This window comes from Arthrobacter rhombi, from assembly GCF_039526245.1.
Classification (GTDB): domain Bacteria; phylum Actinomycetota; class Actinomycetes; order Actinomycetales; family Micrococcaceae; genus Arthrobacter_H; species Arthrobacter_H rhombi.
The window spans coordinates 342,043-358,645 of the sequence record NZ_BAAAIV010000004.1 but is presented as its reverse complement, the minus strand read 5'-3'; the positions used below and the strand labels follow the sequence as shown (position 1 = coordinate 358,645).

14 protein-coding genes are annotated in these 16,603 nt (G+C 67.1%); 9 read left to right on the top strand and 5 right to left on the bottom strand.

Annotated elements, in window-relative coordinates; all coding sequences use genetic code 11:
* Positions 1-4 precede the first annotated feature (4 nt).
* Complete coding sequence (locus ABD088_RS04175; protein ID WP_343900274.1) at positions 5-493, top strand: Rv3654c family TadE-like protein; 489 nt, start codon at positions 5-7, stop codon at positions 491-493.
* Here the strand turns inward: ABD088_RS04175 and ABD088_RS04170 are convergent.
* Complete coding sequence (locus ABD088_RS04170; protein ID WP_343900272.1) at positions 444-2,774, bottom strand: DEAD/DEAH box helicase; 2,331 nt, start codon at positions 2,772-2,774, stop codon at positions 444-446. The two genes, ABD088_RS04175 and ABD088_RS04170, sit on opposite strands and share 50 nt — an antisense overlap.
* 40 nt (positions 2,775-2,814) lie before the next feature.
* Positions 2,815-3,480, bottom strand: a complete 666-nt coding sequence (locus tag ABD088_RS04165; protein ID WP_343900270.1) for a GNAT family N-acetyltransferase — start codon at positions 3,478-3,480, stop codon at positions 2,815-2,817.
* 167 nt (positions 3,481-3,647) lie between these two features.
* Here ABD088_RS04165 and trhO point away from each other — a divergent pair, with 167 nt between their 5' ends.
* On the top strand, positions 3,648-4,574 hold the full coding sequence (trhO, locus tag ABD088_RS04160; RefSeq protein ID WP_343900269.1) for an oxygen-dependent tRNA uridine(34) hydroxylase TrhO: 927 nt from the start codon (positions 3,648-3,650) through the stop codon (positions 4,572-4,574).
* On the opposite strand, the gene ABD088_RS04155 is transcribed toward trhO, so the two are convergent.
* Entirely contained in the window at positions 4,529-5,092 is a 564-nt protein-coding gene (locus ABD088_RS04155) for a GNAT family N-acetyltransferase (protein WP_343900267.1), read from the bottom strand. The two genes, trhO and ABD088_RS04155, sit on opposite strands and share 46 nt — an antisense overlap.
* 65 nt (positions 5,093-5,157) lie before the next feature.
* Between ABD088_RS04155 and ABD088_RS04150 the strand changes: the two genes are divergently transcribed.
* From ABD088_RS04150 to proC, 6 genes are all read left to right on the top strand, one after another.
* Positions 5,158-6,828 (top strand): DUF7059 domain-containing protein, encoded by a 1,671-nt coding sequence (locus ABD088_RS04150; RefSeq protein WP_343900265.1) that lies wholly within the window; start codon positions 5,158-5,160, stop codon positions 6,826-6,828.
* 11 nt (positions 6,829-6,839) lie between these two features.
* Positions 6,840-7,481 carry an ArsR/SmtB family transcription factor gene (locus tag ABD088_RS04145; protein WP_343900263.1) on the top strand — a complete coding sequence of 214 codons (642 nt, stop codon included), beginning with the start codon at positions 6,840-6,842 and terminating at the stop codon, positions 7,479-7,481.
* Between the two features lie 130 nt (positions 7,482-7,611).
* Entirely contained in the window at positions 7,612-10,353 is a 2,742-nt protein-coding gene (gene topA / locus ABD088_RS04140) for a type I DNA topoisomerase (protein WP_343900262.1), read from the top strand.
* A 16-nt stretch (positions 10,354-10,369) separates the two neighbouring features.
* Entirely contained in the window at positions 10,370-11,386 is a 1,017-nt protein-coding gene (locus ABD088_RS04135) for a Ppx/GppA family phosphatase (RefSeq protein ID WP_343900261.1), read from the top strand.
* Between the two features lie 17 nt (positions 11,387-11,403).
* The gene (locus ABD088_RS04130) at positions 11,404-12,231 is read left to right on the top strand and encodes a sugar phosphate isomerase/epimerase family protein (protein ID WP_343900260.1); all 828 of its coding nucleotides are present in this window, start codon (positions 11,404-11,406) and stop codon (positions 12,229-12,231) included.
* Positions 12,232-12,263: 32 nt separating this feature from the next.
* Positions 12,264-13,133, top strand: a complete 870-nt coding sequence (proC, locus tag ABD088_RS04125; RefSeq protein WP_343900259.1) for a pyrroline-5-carboxylate reductase — start codon at positions 12,264-12,266, stop codon at positions 13,131-13,133.
* A gap of 39 nt (positions 13,134-13,172) precedes the next feature.
* On the opposite strand, the gene ABD088_RS04120 is transcribed toward proC, so the two are convergent.
* Complete coding sequence (locus ABD088_RS04120; protein ID WP_343900257.1) at positions 13,173-13,844, bottom strand: potassium channel family protein; 672 nt, start codon at positions 13,842-13,844, stop codon at positions 13,173-13,175.
* A complete protein-coding gene (locus ABD088_RS04115; protein ID WP_343900387.1) occupies positions 13,837-15,231 on the bottom strand; it encodes a TrkH family potassium uptake protein in 1,395 nt (464 codons plus the stop codon). The genes ABD088_RS04120 and ABD088_RS04115 overlap by 8 nt, the downstream gene beginning before the upstream one ends.
* Positions 15,232-15,406: 175 nt before the next feature.
* Between ABD088_RS04115 and ABD088_RS04110 the strand changes: the two genes are divergently transcribed.
* Positions 15,407-16,603 (top strand): acetoin utilization protein AcuC, encoded by a 1,197-nt coding sequence (locus ABD088_RS04110; protein WP_343900386.1) that lies wholly within the window; start codon positions 15,407-15,409, stop codon positions 16,601-16,603.

Sequence of the window (16,603 nt, the reverse complement as noted above, 5' to 3'; positions counted from 1 at the left end):
GCAGGTGGCAGCATCGGACGGCGAGACGCGGCATGCCCGGCAGCCCGTGACCGCACCGGTCCCCACGCAAAGTGGCTCGGGGACCGTGCTGGTGGTGGCACTCGTCGCCGCCGCGGTCTTCGCGATACTGCTGGTCCTGGCGATCACGGCCGCAGTCTCGGCTGCGGGCAGGGCAGCCAGCGCCGCGGATCTGGCCGCACTGGCTGCCGCCGACACCGCACGGGGATTGTCTGCGGGGGAGCCTTGCGGTGTTGCCGCGGAGGTTGTGGCACGCAACGGTGCCGTGCTGGTGGATTGCCGCAGGACCGGGCCCGGCGGAGTCATCGTCGATGTCTGGACCTCCGTGGCGGCGGGCCCCGGAACTCAATGGCTGTCCGGCTGGGGACTCGATGGCACGGGCCGGTCCCGGGCCGGGCCACCCACCGGGCCCTGGAGCGGCCCGGTTAGTTCCTTTCAAGCCGTGCGTGACGCAACAACAGCCCCAGCAAGGTGACGGCACCGGCCTTGTCCAGGGGGTTGTTCCTGTTGCCGCACTTGGGCGATTGGACACACGAGGGGCAGCCGGCATCGCACTCGCAGGCCATGATCGCTTCGCGGGTTGCGCTGAGCCACGTGGTCACCCGTTCAAACGCGCGTTCAACGAAGCCGGCGCCGCCCGGGTAGCCGTCATAAACGAAAATGGTCGGCATGCCGGTATCCATATGCAGTGCGGTGGATACGCCGCCGATATCCCAGCGGTCGCTGGACGCCACCAACGGAAGCATGCCAATCGCGGCATGTTCTGCGGCGTGCAGGGCGCCGGGTGCGGCATCGGGCAGGATCCCCGCACTCGCCATCTCCCGCTCGGGAACCGTGAACCAGATGGCCTTGGTGAAGAGGTCCCGGGCGTCGAGCTCCAAGGGCTCCTCACCCAACACCTCGTTGCTGGCCACCGCTTTGCGCTGGAAGGAGACCACTTGGGTGGTGACCTTCACGTCACCGAAGTGCACCTGTGTCGGGCCCCAGTCGTGGGTCCGGTGGACCTCGAGCACGTCGATGGTGGTGATGTCCCGGGCTTGGGTGTAGTAGTCGGGAGTCGCCCGGTTCACCAAGACGCAGTGGTCCCGTTCGTTGAGTTCTTCCACCACGTAGGTCGACCCCTGGTGGACGTAAACGGCTCCGGTGTGTGCCTGGTACTGGGTTTGTGGTGAGTCCATGGTCCCGAGCAGTGCGCCGGTCTGGGCATCGATGATATTCATCGGCCCACCCCCGTCAGCGCGCAGGTTCACCATGGAGGCGGCACTCTCGGGGTGGGTCCAGAACCAGCCCGATGGCCGGCGCCGCAGGTAGCCGCGTTCGACCAGCGAGTCGAGGAGGCCGGCCGCAGTGGGCCCGAAGAGCGGGACCTCATCGACGCGCAGCGGCTGTTCGGCGGCAGCTGCGCAAAGGTGCGGGCCCAATACGTAGGGGTTCGAGGGGTCGAAGACGGTGGCCTCGACCGAAACATCGAAGATCGCCTCCGGGTGGTGGACCAGATAGGTATCCAACGGGTCGTCACTGGCCACGAATGCGGCCAAGGCATCTTGACCGGCCCGCCCGGCGCGACCGATCTGCTGGAAGAAGGAGGCCCTGGTCCCCGGCCACCCGGCCACCAACACGGTGTCCAGCCCGGCCACGTCGATACCCAGTTCCAGCGCCGAGGTCGAGGCGATCCCCAGCAGCTCGCCGCTGCGCAATTGACGTTCCAGAGTCCGCCGTTCCTCGGGGAGGTACCCAGAGCGGTAGGCGGCGATCCGGCCGGGGAGGCTCGGGTGCACCTCGTCCACCAGACGCCTGGAGATGGTGGAGATGGTCTCCGCCCCGCGTCGTGACTTGATGAAGGCGATGGTGCGGACCTGCCCACTGACCAGGTTGGCCAGCAAGTCAGCGGTCTCCGCGATGACGGTTCGCCGCACAGGTGCGCCATTCTCGCCGCGGGAATCGGTGAGTGGAGGCTCCCACAGGGCGACGACAGTTTGTCCGTGCGGGGAAAAGTCGGTGGTCACTTCCACTGCCTCGTCGCCGATGAGCCGGCCGAAGGACTGCCCCGGTTCGGAACTGGTCGCGGAGGCTCCGATGAACACCGGGCTCGCACCATAGTGGTCGCAGATTCGCCGGAGCCGTCGCAGGAGGTTCGCCACATGGGAACCAAAGACGCCCCGGTAGCTGTGGGCCTCATCGACGATGACGTAGGACAGGCGTCGGAAGAAGCGGGCCCAGGCTGGGTGGTTCGGAAGGATGCCGAAATTCAACATGTCGGGGTTCGTCAGCACAAAGTTCGCATGGTCGCGGATCCAACGGCGTTCGCCGGGCTCGGTGTCACCGTCATAGGTGGCGACCTTGAGCGTCGGCAGGCGCAGCCCAGCCAGGGCCGATTGCTGGTCCGCGGCCAGGGCCTTGGTCGGAGACAGATACAGAACGACGGCTCCGCTGGCCTGCAGCGTCACCGTCTGATCGAGTTCGGCCCGGTGGATCGCATCCAGGGTCGGGAGCAGATAGGCGAGTGATTTTCCCGATGCCGTCCCTGTCGCCACGATCGTGTGGTGGCCCTCGTGGGCACTCATGGCTGCCTGCACCTGGTGAAGCCAAGGACGCGCCGCGCCGGAGCGCCCAAAGGCATCGGATACCTCGGGATGGACCCACTCGGGCCACGGGCCGTGCACGGCCTCGCGCGCCGGGACGACGCGAACATGCGTCAGCGCCTCGGGGGAGACGCCGTGGCCCAGCTGGGCGATGAGTGGATGGTGTTCGGTCACCGCATCATTGTGGCATCGATGACCGACAAAGTGGGCGGGCTCAGTCCCGCTTGCCTTCAAGCTGCACGATGGTGCCGATCGGGGTCCAACCCAGGAACTGGTAGAGCGCCTGGCCGTCTACCGAGGCGACCAGCAGGCCCTCCTCGACATCGTGTTCGAGGGCGAGGGACACCAGTGAGCGCATGACCAGGCTGCCGAGGCCCTTGCGGCGGAAGTCCGGGGCCGTGATGATCCGGTCGAACACGGCGAATTCCTCGACTACCGCGACATGTCCGCTGGCAGCGACGACCTCCGGATCGGATTCAAGATGGATGGAAACGTAGGAGTGCTTGCCGTCGCGTTCGGTCTCGATCGTGAAACCCTCAGCCGGGAGCGGGGACTCGACGTCCTGGCCGGTCATGTCGGCGACCATCAAAGCCTCGTCCGATGCGACAACGCTCAGACCGGCTGCACGGGCAGCATCACCCATCGACTGCGAGTCGCCGGTGACGGCGGTGAGTCGGCGTGCGGGGTGCTTGTTCAGGGTCTCGCCGACGGCCACGAGTTCTTCGGAACTGGGCTCATGGATGATGTATTCCCAGTCTCCGCTGGTGTCGTGGCGGAGGGCAGCGTGGACGCGCCCTTCCTGGCGGCTTTCATAGCCGCGTGCACCCACCCAACCGGTGACCCAGGTGCCAATCAGATTGTCGTTCGCAGTCGATCCCATGTTCCCGACACTACCCGGTGAGTGGTGCATGGTGGGAGCCGGTTCCGTAACAGTTTCCATTCTGTAGTGAATTGTTAACATCCTCCCGCGTCGTCACCGATAGGGCGTGAAAACCCCGGGACGACGGCGGCACAGCCGGACTCGTCCGCGCGCATTACCCTTAAGGGATGGCCCAGCATCGCATCGTTCTCTTCTACGCCTTCAGCCCACTTCCCGACCCTGAGGCCATCCGCCTCTGGCAGCGCTCGCTGCTCGAACAGTGGGGGCTGCGGGGGCGCATTCTGATTTCGAAGGACGGGATCAACGGCACCGCCGGCGGAGAGATTCGAGCCGTCAAGCAGTATGTGAAAGCCACGCGGGAATATCCGGCCTTCCATCGGATGGACATCAAGTGGAGTGACGGCTCGGCCGAGGACTTTCCCCGGATATCGGTCAAGGTCCGCGACGAGATCGTTTCCTTCGGAGCCCCTGGCGAACTCACCGTGACGGGGGATGGGGTGCAGGGTGGCGGCCGGCACCTGACTCCCGAGCAGGTGCACGAACTGGTGGACAGCCGGCGCGCGACCGGCGAAGAGGTGGTGTTCTTCGACGGGCGCAACGCCTTCGAAGCGCAGATCGGCAAGTTCAAGGACGCCGTGGTGCCCCAGGTGGAGACCACGCACGACTTCATCCGGGAGCTGGACTCCGGGAAGTACGACGAGCTCAAGGACAAACCGGTGGTGACCTATTGCACCGGGGGCATCCGCTGCGAGGTGCTCTCCTCGCTGATGGTCAACCGCGGTTTCCGTGAGGTCTACCAGCTCAAGGGCGGGATCGCCCGGTACGGCGAAAAGTACGGTGACAAGGGGCTATGGGAGGGCTCGCTCTACGTCTTCGACCGGCGCATGCACCTGGAATTCACCCCGGACGCGGTCACCGTCGGACGATGCGTGGGATGCGAGGCCCCGACGAACAAGTTCGAGAACTGCGCTACCCCGTCCTGCCGCAAGTTGCGGTTGTTCTGCCCCGAGTGCGCGGCAGATGACGCGCTGCGGCTTTGCCCCGATTGCTATGCCTCAGGCCACCAGGCCGTGGAGGCATCGACGATTTCCTGAGCGGCCTCCTCGACGGCAAACGTCTCGAAACCGCGGGCCAGGTAATTGGCCAGCGCGGCGGGGCCATCCAGGGAGCAGGTGTGGACCCAGACACGCTGGATGGGGGCGATGTCAGGGCACCTGGTGTGCAGGTCCCAGGCGCGAGCGGTGACCTCCGCCAGCAGCGGACCGCCGAGTCCGCGCCCGAGTTGTTCGGGAAGCAGCCCGAAATAGACGATCTCCACCACCCCATCGGGCGTGCCCGCCAGTTCCGCATAGCCGCCGGGGGCTCCATCGACCGTGAGGACCCACGTTTCGCTTCCGGACCGGTGGATGGCTTCCGCCCATTCGCCGCGTGTCAGGGGCAGTCGATCTGCCCAGTTCCAGCTGCTGCCCACCGACCTGTACAGGAACTTGCTGAATTCGGGGGTGATGTCCGGGACACGGTCAATCCGGCACTGCGGCGGCAGCGTCCGAGACGGCGGATGGACGGCGTCGGGGGAGAGCATCTGCAACGATGTCGTCGTGACGTGGGGCATGGCAGCTCCTGGGGGCGTGTGGTGGGCAGTGCATCGGCAGCCTATCGGCCACTAAGCTCTGCAGCGTGAATACTACGGATGCCTTCGCCGTCATCGACCATGCCCCACGCAGCGATGACCAGGAATTGCTGGACACGCTGGCCGCCGACCTGCGTGCCGCTCGCTACCACCATGATGCCGTCACCGCTCTCCTGGGCGAGAGCGCCCACGAGGCGCTCGGGCGCGACCAGACGGTCCCGGCGATGCTGGTCATCGACGATGCCATCACCCGCGGGGAGCCCGCCCCGCTGGTGTACCTGGTCAGGCTCTGGCTGCTGGGCATGACGGTGGAACGCGACCAGATCGACGCTGCCCTCCCGGGCCTGGGCGCCGCCGGAGCCGAGCAGCTCGGACTGATCGAGCCCGCTGACGGTCTGTTCCGGGCTGCCGTGGACGTCCGTCCACATGCCAGCGACGCGGATGCGGAGGTCTGGGTGGCCAGCGACCTGGGTGCCCACCAGCGGCCGGGAGTGCTCGGACATGACCACGTGCTCGGCATTGGCCGGGCCTCGTTGACCTTGGCCCAGGCAGTGATCAGGAGGCCCGTGGAATGTGCCCTGGATCTGGGGACCGGCTGCGGGATCCAGCTATTCCATCTCCTGCCCCACTGCCGCCAGGTCGTGGCGACCGACATCTCGCAGCGCGCGCTGGCGTTCACCCGTTTCAACCTCCTGCTCAACCACCGCGCACTCCATGTGGACCCGGCCCGGCTCGAGGACCGCGTGCAGCTTCGGCTGGGTTCGCTCCTGGAGCCCGTGCAGGGGGAGCATTTCGACCTGGTGGTCTCGAACCCGCCATTCGTGATCACCCCGCGACATGAGGGTGAGAGTTCGGAAGACCAGTTCACCTACCGGGACGGAGGCATGGCCGGTGATTCGCTCGTCGAGGCGCTGGTGCGTGGACTCCCGGAGGTGCTGGCCCCGGGCGGCGAGGCGCAGATGCTGGCGAACTGGGAGATCACCGAGCCACCCGTGGAGGCCGCTACTGGCGACAGCCTGGACGACAAGATAGGAGATAAGTCTTCCAGTGACAAAACACCTGATGATTGGAGCCGGCGCCCGAGGTCCTGGGTGCGCGAGGGGACGGAGGCCTGGTTCATCCAGCGGGACCGGACCGAACCGGCGCTCTACGCGGAAACCTGGCTGCGCGATGCCTCCCAGGGGCGGGACCGCGCAGCCTACGATGCCGCCTATGCCGACTACCTGGCGGATTTCGCGACCCGGGACGTGGCGGAGATCGGGTTTGGGATGCTGTGGTTGCGCCGTCCGGCGGTGCCCGGCCAGAAACCCTTCGGTGTTCGATTCGAAGAGATCTCCCATCCGGTCGAGCAGCCCATCGGCCCCTACCTGGGTGCCCAGATCGACGCCGTTGACTCACTGGCCCACCGCGACGTGGCCGATCTGCTGCTCACGGTGGCCGACGATGTCACCGAGGAGCGGCACCAGCGCCCGGGCGCAGAGCACCCCGGGGTCATTCTCCTGCGCCAAGGTGCGGGCCTGAGGCGGACCACGCTGCTGTCCTCGGCGGAGGCCGGATTCGTCTCCGCTTGCGATGGTGAATACAGTGCCGGAGTCTTGGCGCGGGCCGTGGCGTCGCTGGTCGAGGGTGACCCCGAGGAGACCTTTGAGGACCTACTGGCCAGTGTTGGCCGACTCGTTACACAGGGGTTCCTCACGGAAATGCGAAACAAAGGCTAAAGTTTTTCCACATGACGCAGAACACATCCGTGGGGAGCCCGCCAGACGACGCGGGCATCCGACGACATACGGACAATCCGGTGGTCATCAGCGACCCGCAGGCCATCAGGGCCCTGGCCCACGAGGCGCGTCTGGAGGTCCTGGAGGAACTCTTCGCCTCCCAGGCAACCCGAACGGCCACCGAACTGGCCTCGCGGTGCAACCTCACCCCGAGCGCGATGAGCTACCACCTGCGTGCGCTGGAGAAATACGGCTATGTCGAGCGCGCCGCCAGCGAGGGCGACGGCCGCGAACGCCGATGGAAGGCAGCGGGGGACCAGCTGGTGGTTGGCTCGCTGACCGATTCCATCGCGGCGAAGAATGCGTTCCTCAACGTCCAGCTCAATGCCTTTCGTGAACGCCTGACCGCCGAGATCAACCGACGCGATGCCGAACGCAAGGCGGGAATCGAGCCTGCTCCGGGTCGTGCCCCGGTCCTGACCACGGGCATGGTCTTCCTGCGCAAGGAACTCCAGGATGAGTTCGCCAAACGCGTGTACGCACTCGTTGACGAATACGAGGCGATGGCCGAGCCGGAGGAGCGGGGTGTGGAAGGCGAACGCGTCTACTACATGCTCTCGTTCCTGCCCGAAAAGCGTGGTGCCGACAACTGATCCGTAGAACGCGGCGTTGGCCACACCTGGTCGCGCGGCTTGCGGTGGGTGGCCCCGGACCGGCTAACCTAGTGCAAGAATGAGCAGGCGCGCCCCGTTTGGCGTGCCGTCAGCTGCAAATAGGAGTGTTGTGCCCGCCAAGGCCAAGGAAAAAACCGGCAAGAAACTCGTGATCGTCGAGTCACCGGCCAAGAGCAAGTCCATCGCCAAGTACCTGGGCGATGGCTTCGTCGTGGACGCATCCGTCGGTCACATCCGGGATCTTCCGCAGCCTTCGGAGCTGCCGGCGGAGCTGAAGAAGTCGCCCGTGGGGAAGTTCGCCGTCGACCTGGAGAACGACTTCGAGCCGTATTACGTGGTCTATCCGGATAAGAAGAAGAAGGTGTCCGAGCTCAAGGCCGAGCTCAAGGATGCCGACGAACTCTATCTGGCAACCGATGCGGACCGCGAGGGCGAGGCCATCGCGTGGCACCTGTTGCAGGTCCTGAAGCCCAAGGTCCCGGTGTACCGGCTGGCCTTCACCGAGATCACCAAAGAGGGCATCGCCCGGGCCATGGAGAACATCCGTGAGCTCGACACCGACTTGGTCGACGCCCAGGAAACCCGGCGTGTGCTGGACAGGCTCTATGGGTACGAGATCTCCCCGGTGCTGTGGCGCAAGGTGGCCCGCGGCCTTTCCGCAGGCCGCGTGCAGTCCGTGGCCACCCGTCTGGTGGTCGAGCGCGAACGCGAACGCATGGCCTTCCGCTCGGCCTCGTATTGGGACCTGGCCGGCGAATTCGCCACGGGCGCGGGGGAATCCTTCCGCGCCAAGCTCGTCGCCGTCGACGGAGGCCGGGTTGCCTCCGGCCGCGACTTCGATGACCGCGGTGGATTGAAGACCCCGAAGTCGGGCACCGCCGTCGTGCATCTTGATGAGGCGGCCGCCACCTCCCTGGCCACCGGTCTGCAGGACAGCACGTTCGCCGTCACCAGCGTCGACACCAAGCCCTACACCCGCCGTCCGGCCGCGCCGTTCACGACCTCGACGCTGCAGCAGGAGGCCTCCCGCAAGCTGCGCTGGTCTTCGAAATCGACCATGCAGGTGGCGCAGCGGCTGTATGAAAACGGCTATATCACCTATATGCGTACCGACTCGGTCTTCCTCTCCAACGAGGCGGTGAACGCTGCCCGCAAGCAGGCGGCGGAGCTGTACGGCCAGGATTCGGTTCCCGCGAAGCCGCGCGTCTACAAGTCGAAGTCGGACAGCGCGCAGGAGGCCCACGAGGCCATCCGCCCCGCGGGCGATGCCTTCCGGCGCCCCCGCGACGTGAAGTCCCAGCTCGGCGGCGACGAGTTCCGCCTCTACGAGCTGATCTGGAAGCGCACCGTCGCCTCGCAGATGGCCGATGCCAAGGGCTCGACCGCCTCCGTCCGGCTGGCCGGCGAGGCCACCGACGGACGGCGCGCCGAATTCTCGGCCTCCGGCACCGTCATCACCTTCCGGGGATTCCTGGCCGCCTACGAGGAAGGCAAGGACATTTCCGCGCAGGAGGAAGCGGAGAACGACGCCGAACGCCGGCTCCCGCAGCTGGCCTCCGGTGATGCGCTGAACGGCACCGAGATCACCGCCAGCGGCCACGAGACCTCCCCGCCGCCGCGCTACACGGAAGCCTCGATCGTCGCCGAGCTGGAGGAACGCGAAATCGGGCGTCCCTCGACCTTCGCTCCGACGATCTCCACCATCATGGACCGCGGTTATGTCACCAAGCGGGGCGGGGCCCTGGTCCCGAGCTGGATCGCCTTCTCGGTGATCCGCCTGCTCGAGGAGCACTTCGCGAAGTACGTGGACTACGGGTTCACCGCACGGCTGGAAGACGATCTGGACGAGATCGCCAAGGGCCACAAGGGTCGCTCCGCCTGGCTGAAGGACTTCTACTTCGGTGCCACCGAGGGAACCGGCCTGCAGGGCATCGTGGAGAACCTGGGCGACATCGACGCCCGGGCCATCAACTCGATCGACATCGCCCCCGGGATCGTGCTGCGCGTGGGCAAGTTCGGCCCCTACCTGGAGCGGCCGCTGCCGGCCGATGCCCCCGAGGGCACCGAACCCGAGCGTGCCAACGTCCCCGAGGACCTGGCCCCCGACGAGCTCACCGTGGAAAAGGCCATCGAGCTGATGGAGAACTCCGGTCCCTCCGAGAAGGCCCTGGGGACCGACCCGGAAACCGGGCGGGAAATCGTCGCCAAGGACGGCCGCTACGGACCGTACGTGACCGAGGTCATCGTCGAGCCCACCGAAGAGGAGCTCGCCGCCCAGCCGGTCGAGTACTACAAGAACGGCAAGCCCAAGCCGCCGAAGAAGCCCGCCAAGGTCAAGCCGCGGACCGGTTCGCTGTTCAAGTCGATGTCCCTGGAAACCGTCACCCTCGAGGACGCGCTGAAGCTCATCTCGCTGCCGCGGGTCCTCGGTGCCGATGCCGAGGGCGTGGAGATCACCGTGCAGAACGGCCGCTTCGGACCGTATCTGAAGAAGGGCACCGACTCGCGCTCGATCGGCAGCGAGGAGGAGATCTTCACCATCACGCTGGAGCAGGCACTGGAGATCTACTCGCAGCCCAAGCAGCGCGGTGGGCGTGCCGCGACGCCTCCGCTGGCGGAATTCGGTCCGGACCCGGTCTCCGAGAAGCCGATCGTGGTCAAGGAGGGGCGCTTCGGTGAATACATCACCGACGGCATCACCAACATCACGGTCCCCCGGGGCACCAGCATCGAGGACCTGACGCGTGAGTACGCCGTTGAACTGCTCGCCGAGAAGCGCGCCAAGGGACCGGTGAAACGCGGCGCCGGCAAGGCCCCGGCCAAGCGGCCCGCCGCCAAGAAGAAGAAGTAGCGCGGACGGGGCCACGATGCGACTGGGCGTCCTCGATATCGGTTCGAACACGGTGCATCTGCTGCTCATCGATGCCTACCCGGGGGCCCGGCCCACGGCCTTCGCCTCGCATAAGCGCCCGCTCTCCCTCGTCGCGTTCCTGGACGAGGAAGGGGCGATCACCGAGCAGGGGCAGCGCGAGTTGCTGGACTTCGTCCACGAGGCCTCGCAGTTCGCGACCCGGCACCGGGCCGAGGACCTGCTGGCCTTCTGCACGTCGGCGATCCGCAACGCCAGCAACGGCCCCGAGGTCATCGAGCGGGTGGTGCAGGAAACCGGGATCCGGCTGACCGAGCTTTCGGGTGAGCAGGAAGCGGGGATGACGTACTACGCGGTCCGCCGCTGGTTCGGCTGGAGTTCGGAGCGCATCCTGGATCTGGACATCGGTGGCGGTTCCTTCGAGATGGCCTACGGCACCGATGAATTCCCGGAGCTGGCGCTCTCCGTGCCGTTGGGGGCCGGCCGGTTGACCCGGGACTGGCTGCCCGGGGACCCGCCCCGCACCGCGGATGTGAAGGCGCTCAAGGCCTACGTCAAGGAGACCCTGGCCGAGCCGGCGGCGTTGCTCGCCGAACGGCCGCGTCCCACCCTGGTCACCGCCACCTCCAAGACCTTCAGGTCGCTGGCCCGGATCACGGGATCGGCCCCCAGTGCCGACGGGATCCACGTCAAGCGCGTGCTGCGGCTGGAGGACCTGAAACTCTGGGGCCGCCGGCTGGAGGCCATGACCGCCCAGGAACGCAGCGAACTGCCGGGGGTCTCGGAGATCCGTGCCCCGCAGATGCTGGCCGGTGCCATCGTTGCCGCGGCGGCGATGAACGTGCTGGGCATCAAATCCGTGCGCATTTGCCCGTGGGCCCTGCGTGAGGGGCTGATCCTGCGCCGGTTTGATCACCTGATCTTTGACGGCCCGTTACCTCTGGGGAGTAGCGTGGGAGTGGGCCAGGTCGAACTGGGACAGCTGCCGGGTTTGCCCGCCGGTGCCGCCGAATGAGAAGAGGGAGCCAGGTCATGTCGAAGGATTCGGTCCAGGTCGGATTGTCCAGTGCATCGGTGTTCCCCCTGAACGTCCACGATGCCTTTGCCGTCTCGCGGGACCTCGGGTACGACGGCGTCGAGGTCCTGGTGACCGGAAACCACCTCTCGCAAGACCCCCGCAAGCTCAATGAACTCAGTTCCCGCTACGACCAGCCGATCCTGGCGATCCATGCCCCGACCCTGTTGCTGACCCAGCAGGTGTGGGGAGGAGCCTGGTCGAAGATCGAAAAGTCCGCGGCCATGGCCCGGCAAGTGGGGTGCGACGTCGTCGTGGTCCACCCGCCGTTCCGGTGGCAGGGAAGCTACGCCACCGGCTTTGCCGACGGCGTCAAGCGCATCATGGACGAACACGGTGTGCGCATCGCCGTCGAGAACATGTACCCCTGGAGGGCCCGCGGCCGGGAGACGAAGATGTACCTGCCGCACTGGAACCCCGTACCCCAGCCCTACGACTTCGTGACCTGGGACTTCTCCCACGCGGCCATCGCCAACGTGGACTCGTTCCAGGCCATGCGGGAACTCGGCGACCGGCTCAGCCACGTGCACCTCTGCGACGGCCTGGACAACGGCAAGGACGAGCACCTGGTCCCCGGCCGTGGCACCCAGCCGGTCATCGCCGCCATGCAGCACCTGCGCGACAGCGGGTGGGATGGCCATGTCGTCGTCGAGGTCTCCACGCGGAAGGCCAAGGGCGCCGGGGAGCGCGAGGAGTGGCTGGCCGAAACGCTGCGTTTCGCCCGCGAGCACCTGGCCCCCGCGTCGGCCAACGCCCCGGCTGACTCGAGCACGCACGCCTCCTGAAGTCGGGTCGCCCGGCATGCAAAAATAGGGCCATGTCTACTTCGAACACGTCCGCGAACAGCACCCGCACCGTCCAGCGCTTGGCCTTCATCGGCACCGGCAACATGAACGGGGCGATCCTGCGGGGCATCCTGGCCAGCGGGTTCGACGCCTCCAACATCACCGCCACCGTCCGCGGGACCGACAAGGCCGCCCGGCTGGCCGACGACACCGGCGTGCTGGCACTGGCCACCCACGACAACGCCGACGCGAACCGCAGGGCCGTCACGGACGCCGACGTCGTCTTCCTGGGCGTCAAGCCGGTCGGCATCCAGGATGCCTGCCGGGACATCGCCGGCTCCCTCGCCCCCGACACCGTCGTCGTCAGCGTGGCAGCCGCCGTGACCACCGCCATGATCGAGGCGGCGCTTCCCGCCGGGCAGCCGGTGGTGCGGTCGATGCCCAATACCCCCCTGACGGTCGGCCAGGGGGTGGTCGCCCTCGCCGGCGGAACCTCGGCCTCCGAGGCAGACGTCGCCGCAGTGGTCACGCTCTTTTCCGGGGCGGGTCTGGTGCGGGTTGTGGCCGAGGACCAGCTGGATGCCGTCTCGGCCGTCAGCGGTTCGGGGCCGGCCTACGTGTTCTACCTGGCCGAGGCGATGGCCCAGGCGGGGGAGCGGCTCGGGCTCGATGCCGGGCTCTCCCGCGACCTGGCGCGGGCCACGGTCGCCGGTGCCGGTGCCATGCTCGATGATCCGCACGCCGACCCCTCGGCCCTGCGCACGGCTGTCACCAGCCCGAACGGGACCACCCAGGCGGCGCTCGAGGGCTTCGACGCGGCCGGCATCCCGGAGGGCATTGCCTCCGGGGCCCGGGCGGCGGCCGACCGGGCGGCACAGATCACGCAGGAACTGGGCGGCTGAGCCGGGGCTGCACCCCGCACCCAGGCGCCGCCGGTCCGGTCAGGGGCGGGCGGCGAACCGTTCGAGCAGGTCCACGTGCCCGGAAACGATCAGCACGTCGCGCCGGGTGACCTTGGTGTCGGGCTGTGCGTAGGTGAAGTCCTCGCCGGGTGATTTCACGCCCACGATCGTCACGCCGTACTTGGACCTGACCTGCGATTCGCCCAGGGTGAACCCCTGGGTCTCCTTCGGCGGGTACATCTTCACGATGGCGAACCCGTCGTCGAATTCGATGAAGTCCAGCATGCGGCCACCGACCAGGTGGGCGGCGCGGACGCCGGCGTCCGCCTCGGGGTAGACCACGTGGTTGGCGCCAATCCGGGAAAGGATCTTGCCGTGCGAGGGGGTGATCGCCTTGACCCAGAGGTGCTCCACCCCGAGGTCGACCAGGTTGACGGTGATCAGCACGGAGGACTCGATCGAGGTGCCCACGCCGACGACCGCCGAGGTGAAGTCCTGCGCGCCGAGCTGGCGCAGCGCATCGACGTTGGTGGCATCGGCCTCCACCACATGGGTCAGCGTCCCCGCCCATTTCTGCACGAGCTCCTGGTTGCGTTCGATCGCCAGGACCTCGCGGCCCTGGCGGACCAGCTGCTCTGCCACGGCGGCGCCGAAACGTCCGAGCCCGATGACCAGGACGGGGGCGTTGTGGTCAGATTTGTTGTCAGCCAATGATCGGCCTCTCTTCGGGGTAGTGGTAGAGCTGGTTGCGCTGGCGCAGGCTCAACGCCGTCGCCAGTGTAATCGTGCCCACGCGGCCGGCGAACATGAGCGCGGAGAGCACGTACTTGCCCTCCGGGGGAAGTTCGGCGGCCAGGCCGGTGCTCAGGCCTACGGTGGCGAAGGCCGAGATCGAATCGAAGAGCACGCGGTCCAGCGGCTGGCCGCTGATGCCCAACAGCATGCCGGTGGCGACGCTGACCAGGGTGGCACCGAGGACGACGACGGAGATCGCCACCCGCATGGTGCTCTCCGGGATGCGCCGGCCGAAGGCACGGATGTCCGAATCGCCGCGGGCCTCGGCGACGATCGCCAGGAACATCACGGCAATCGTGGTGACCTTGATGCCACCGGCGGTCGAGGCCGAACCGCCACCGGCGAACATGAGCGCATCGGTCAGCAGCATGGTCGACGGCTCGAGCTGGTTCTGGTCGACGAGGTTGAACCCCGTCGAACGCGTCATCACCGAGGCGAAGAACGAGTGGATGAGCTTGTCCCACAGGCCCATGCCTCCGATGGTCTCGCGGTTGTTCCACTCCATGGCCCCCCAACCGACGGTGCCCAGGAAGAGCAGGATGCCGGAGACGACGATGGTCAGCTTCGTGTGCAGGTTCCATTTGCGGTAGCTGCCCCGGTAGACGATGAGCACCATCAGGACCGGGAAGCCCAGGGAGCCGATGATGGCGCCGATCATCAACGGGATCAGCACCCACAGGTCGGTCTCGTAGGGGACCAGTCCGTCGGAATGTGGGGTGAAACCGGCGCTGTTGAAGGCCGATACGGCGTAGAAGATGCCGTGCCAGATGGCCCGGCCGAGGGGTTCGCCCAGGACGATGAATCGGGGGGCCAGCGCCAGGGCCAGCAGGGCCTCGATCGTCACCGAGGTGGTGATGACGATGCGCAGCAGCGTGCCGACTTCGCCGAGTCGCCCCACATTCTGGATGTTCATCGCCTCCTGGGCGCGGAGCTTACCGCGCACACCCAACCGCTTGCTGACGGCCAGGGAGAGCACGGAGGCCAGCGTCAGGATGCCCAAACCGCCCATGAAGATGCCCAGGATGATGATGACCTGGCCAAAGAGCGACCAGTGCGTCGCCGTGGAAACCACGGTCAGGCCCGTGACGCAGACGGCCGATGTGGCGGTGAACAAGGCGTCGTGCAAGGGGGTGAATTCACCGCTGGAGGAAGCTGCCGGCAGCGACAGGATCGTCGTGAACAGGGCAATGACCAGCGCGAAGACGACGATGGCCAAACGCGCCGGTGAGGTCGCGGCGAGGGCATCCACGAAGTCGCGGGACCCCTGGAGGAACCGCGGCACGGCGTTCGCCCACGTCAGCATCGTGGGTTGCGGTGGGGACGACATGGTCTGCGGCGGCTCCGGGAACTGTGGATTCCGGGCGTTTCCCGGCACTGTCCACAGTAAAGCACCCGACGTCGTCTGGGCCGTGGGCAAACGCCGAAGCGACGCCGATCACAGCTCCGGCGGCCGGATCGCGTAGCCTGAGCCGGTGAGCATGAGTACACCGCCGTCACCACCCACCGAGGTCCTCTGGAGCGAGGACCTGATGTCGTACCGCTTTAGCGACAGCCACCCGATGCACCCCTCGCGTCTGGACCTGACCATGCGGATGATCGAGGGGCTGGGGATCCTCGAACGCCGGAACATCTCACTGCTCCCGCCCCGGGTCGCCACCGACGACGAATTGGCCGCCGTCCACGACCGGGACTACATTGCGGCAGTGCGCCACGCGGGTGAGCACCCGGGCGAGGTCAATGAGCAGCGGGGCCTGGGAACGGAAGACGATCCGGCGTTTGCCGACATCCACATCGCCAGCGCCCGGCTGGCCGGGGGATCGATCCAGGGGGCCGAATCGATCCTGGCCGAACGCTCACTGCACGTGGTCAACTTCGCCGGAGGCATGCACCATGCTGCCCGGGGCAGGGCCAGCGGATTCTGCATCTACAACGACGCGGCCCTGGCGATCCAGCGGTTGCTCGATGGTGGCACCCAGCGGGTGGTCTACATCGACGTGGACGCCCACCATGGCGACGGCACCCAGTCGATCTTCTGGGACGATCCGCGGGTGCTGACCATCTCCCTGCACGAATCCGGCATGTCGTTGTTCCCGGGAACCGGTTTCGCCAACGAGGCCGGGGGCCCCGAGGCCCTGGGCGGCGCGGTCAATGTCGCCTTGCCCGCGGGAACCGGTGATGCCGGTTGGCTGCGGGCCTTCCATGCCGTCGTCCCCCAACTGGTGGCGGCATTTGGCCCCGAGGTCATCGTCAGCCAACACGGTTGCGACGGGCATCGCGGCGATGACCTGAGCAACCTGCGACTGAGCGTCGACGGGCAACGCCAAAACGCCCTGGACATCTCCGACCTGGCCCAGAAGCATTGCCAGGGCCGCTGGATAGCCACCGGCGGTGGCGGGTACAACCTCATCGACGTGGTCCCGCGCGCCTGGAGCCACCTCGTGGCCATCGCCGGCGGGCAGCCGGTCCCGTTGCGCACCGAAGTCCCCACCCCCTGGCTGGAATATGTGCTGGAACGCTACGGGGCGCAGGGGCCACGGCTGATGAACGACGGCGTGGATCTGTGGTGGCGCTCGTGGGAAGTCGGATATGACCCCGCCGACGCCGTGGACCGCACGATCATGGCCACCCGCAAGGAGATCTTCCCGTTCTACGGGCTGGACCCCTGGTTCGACTGA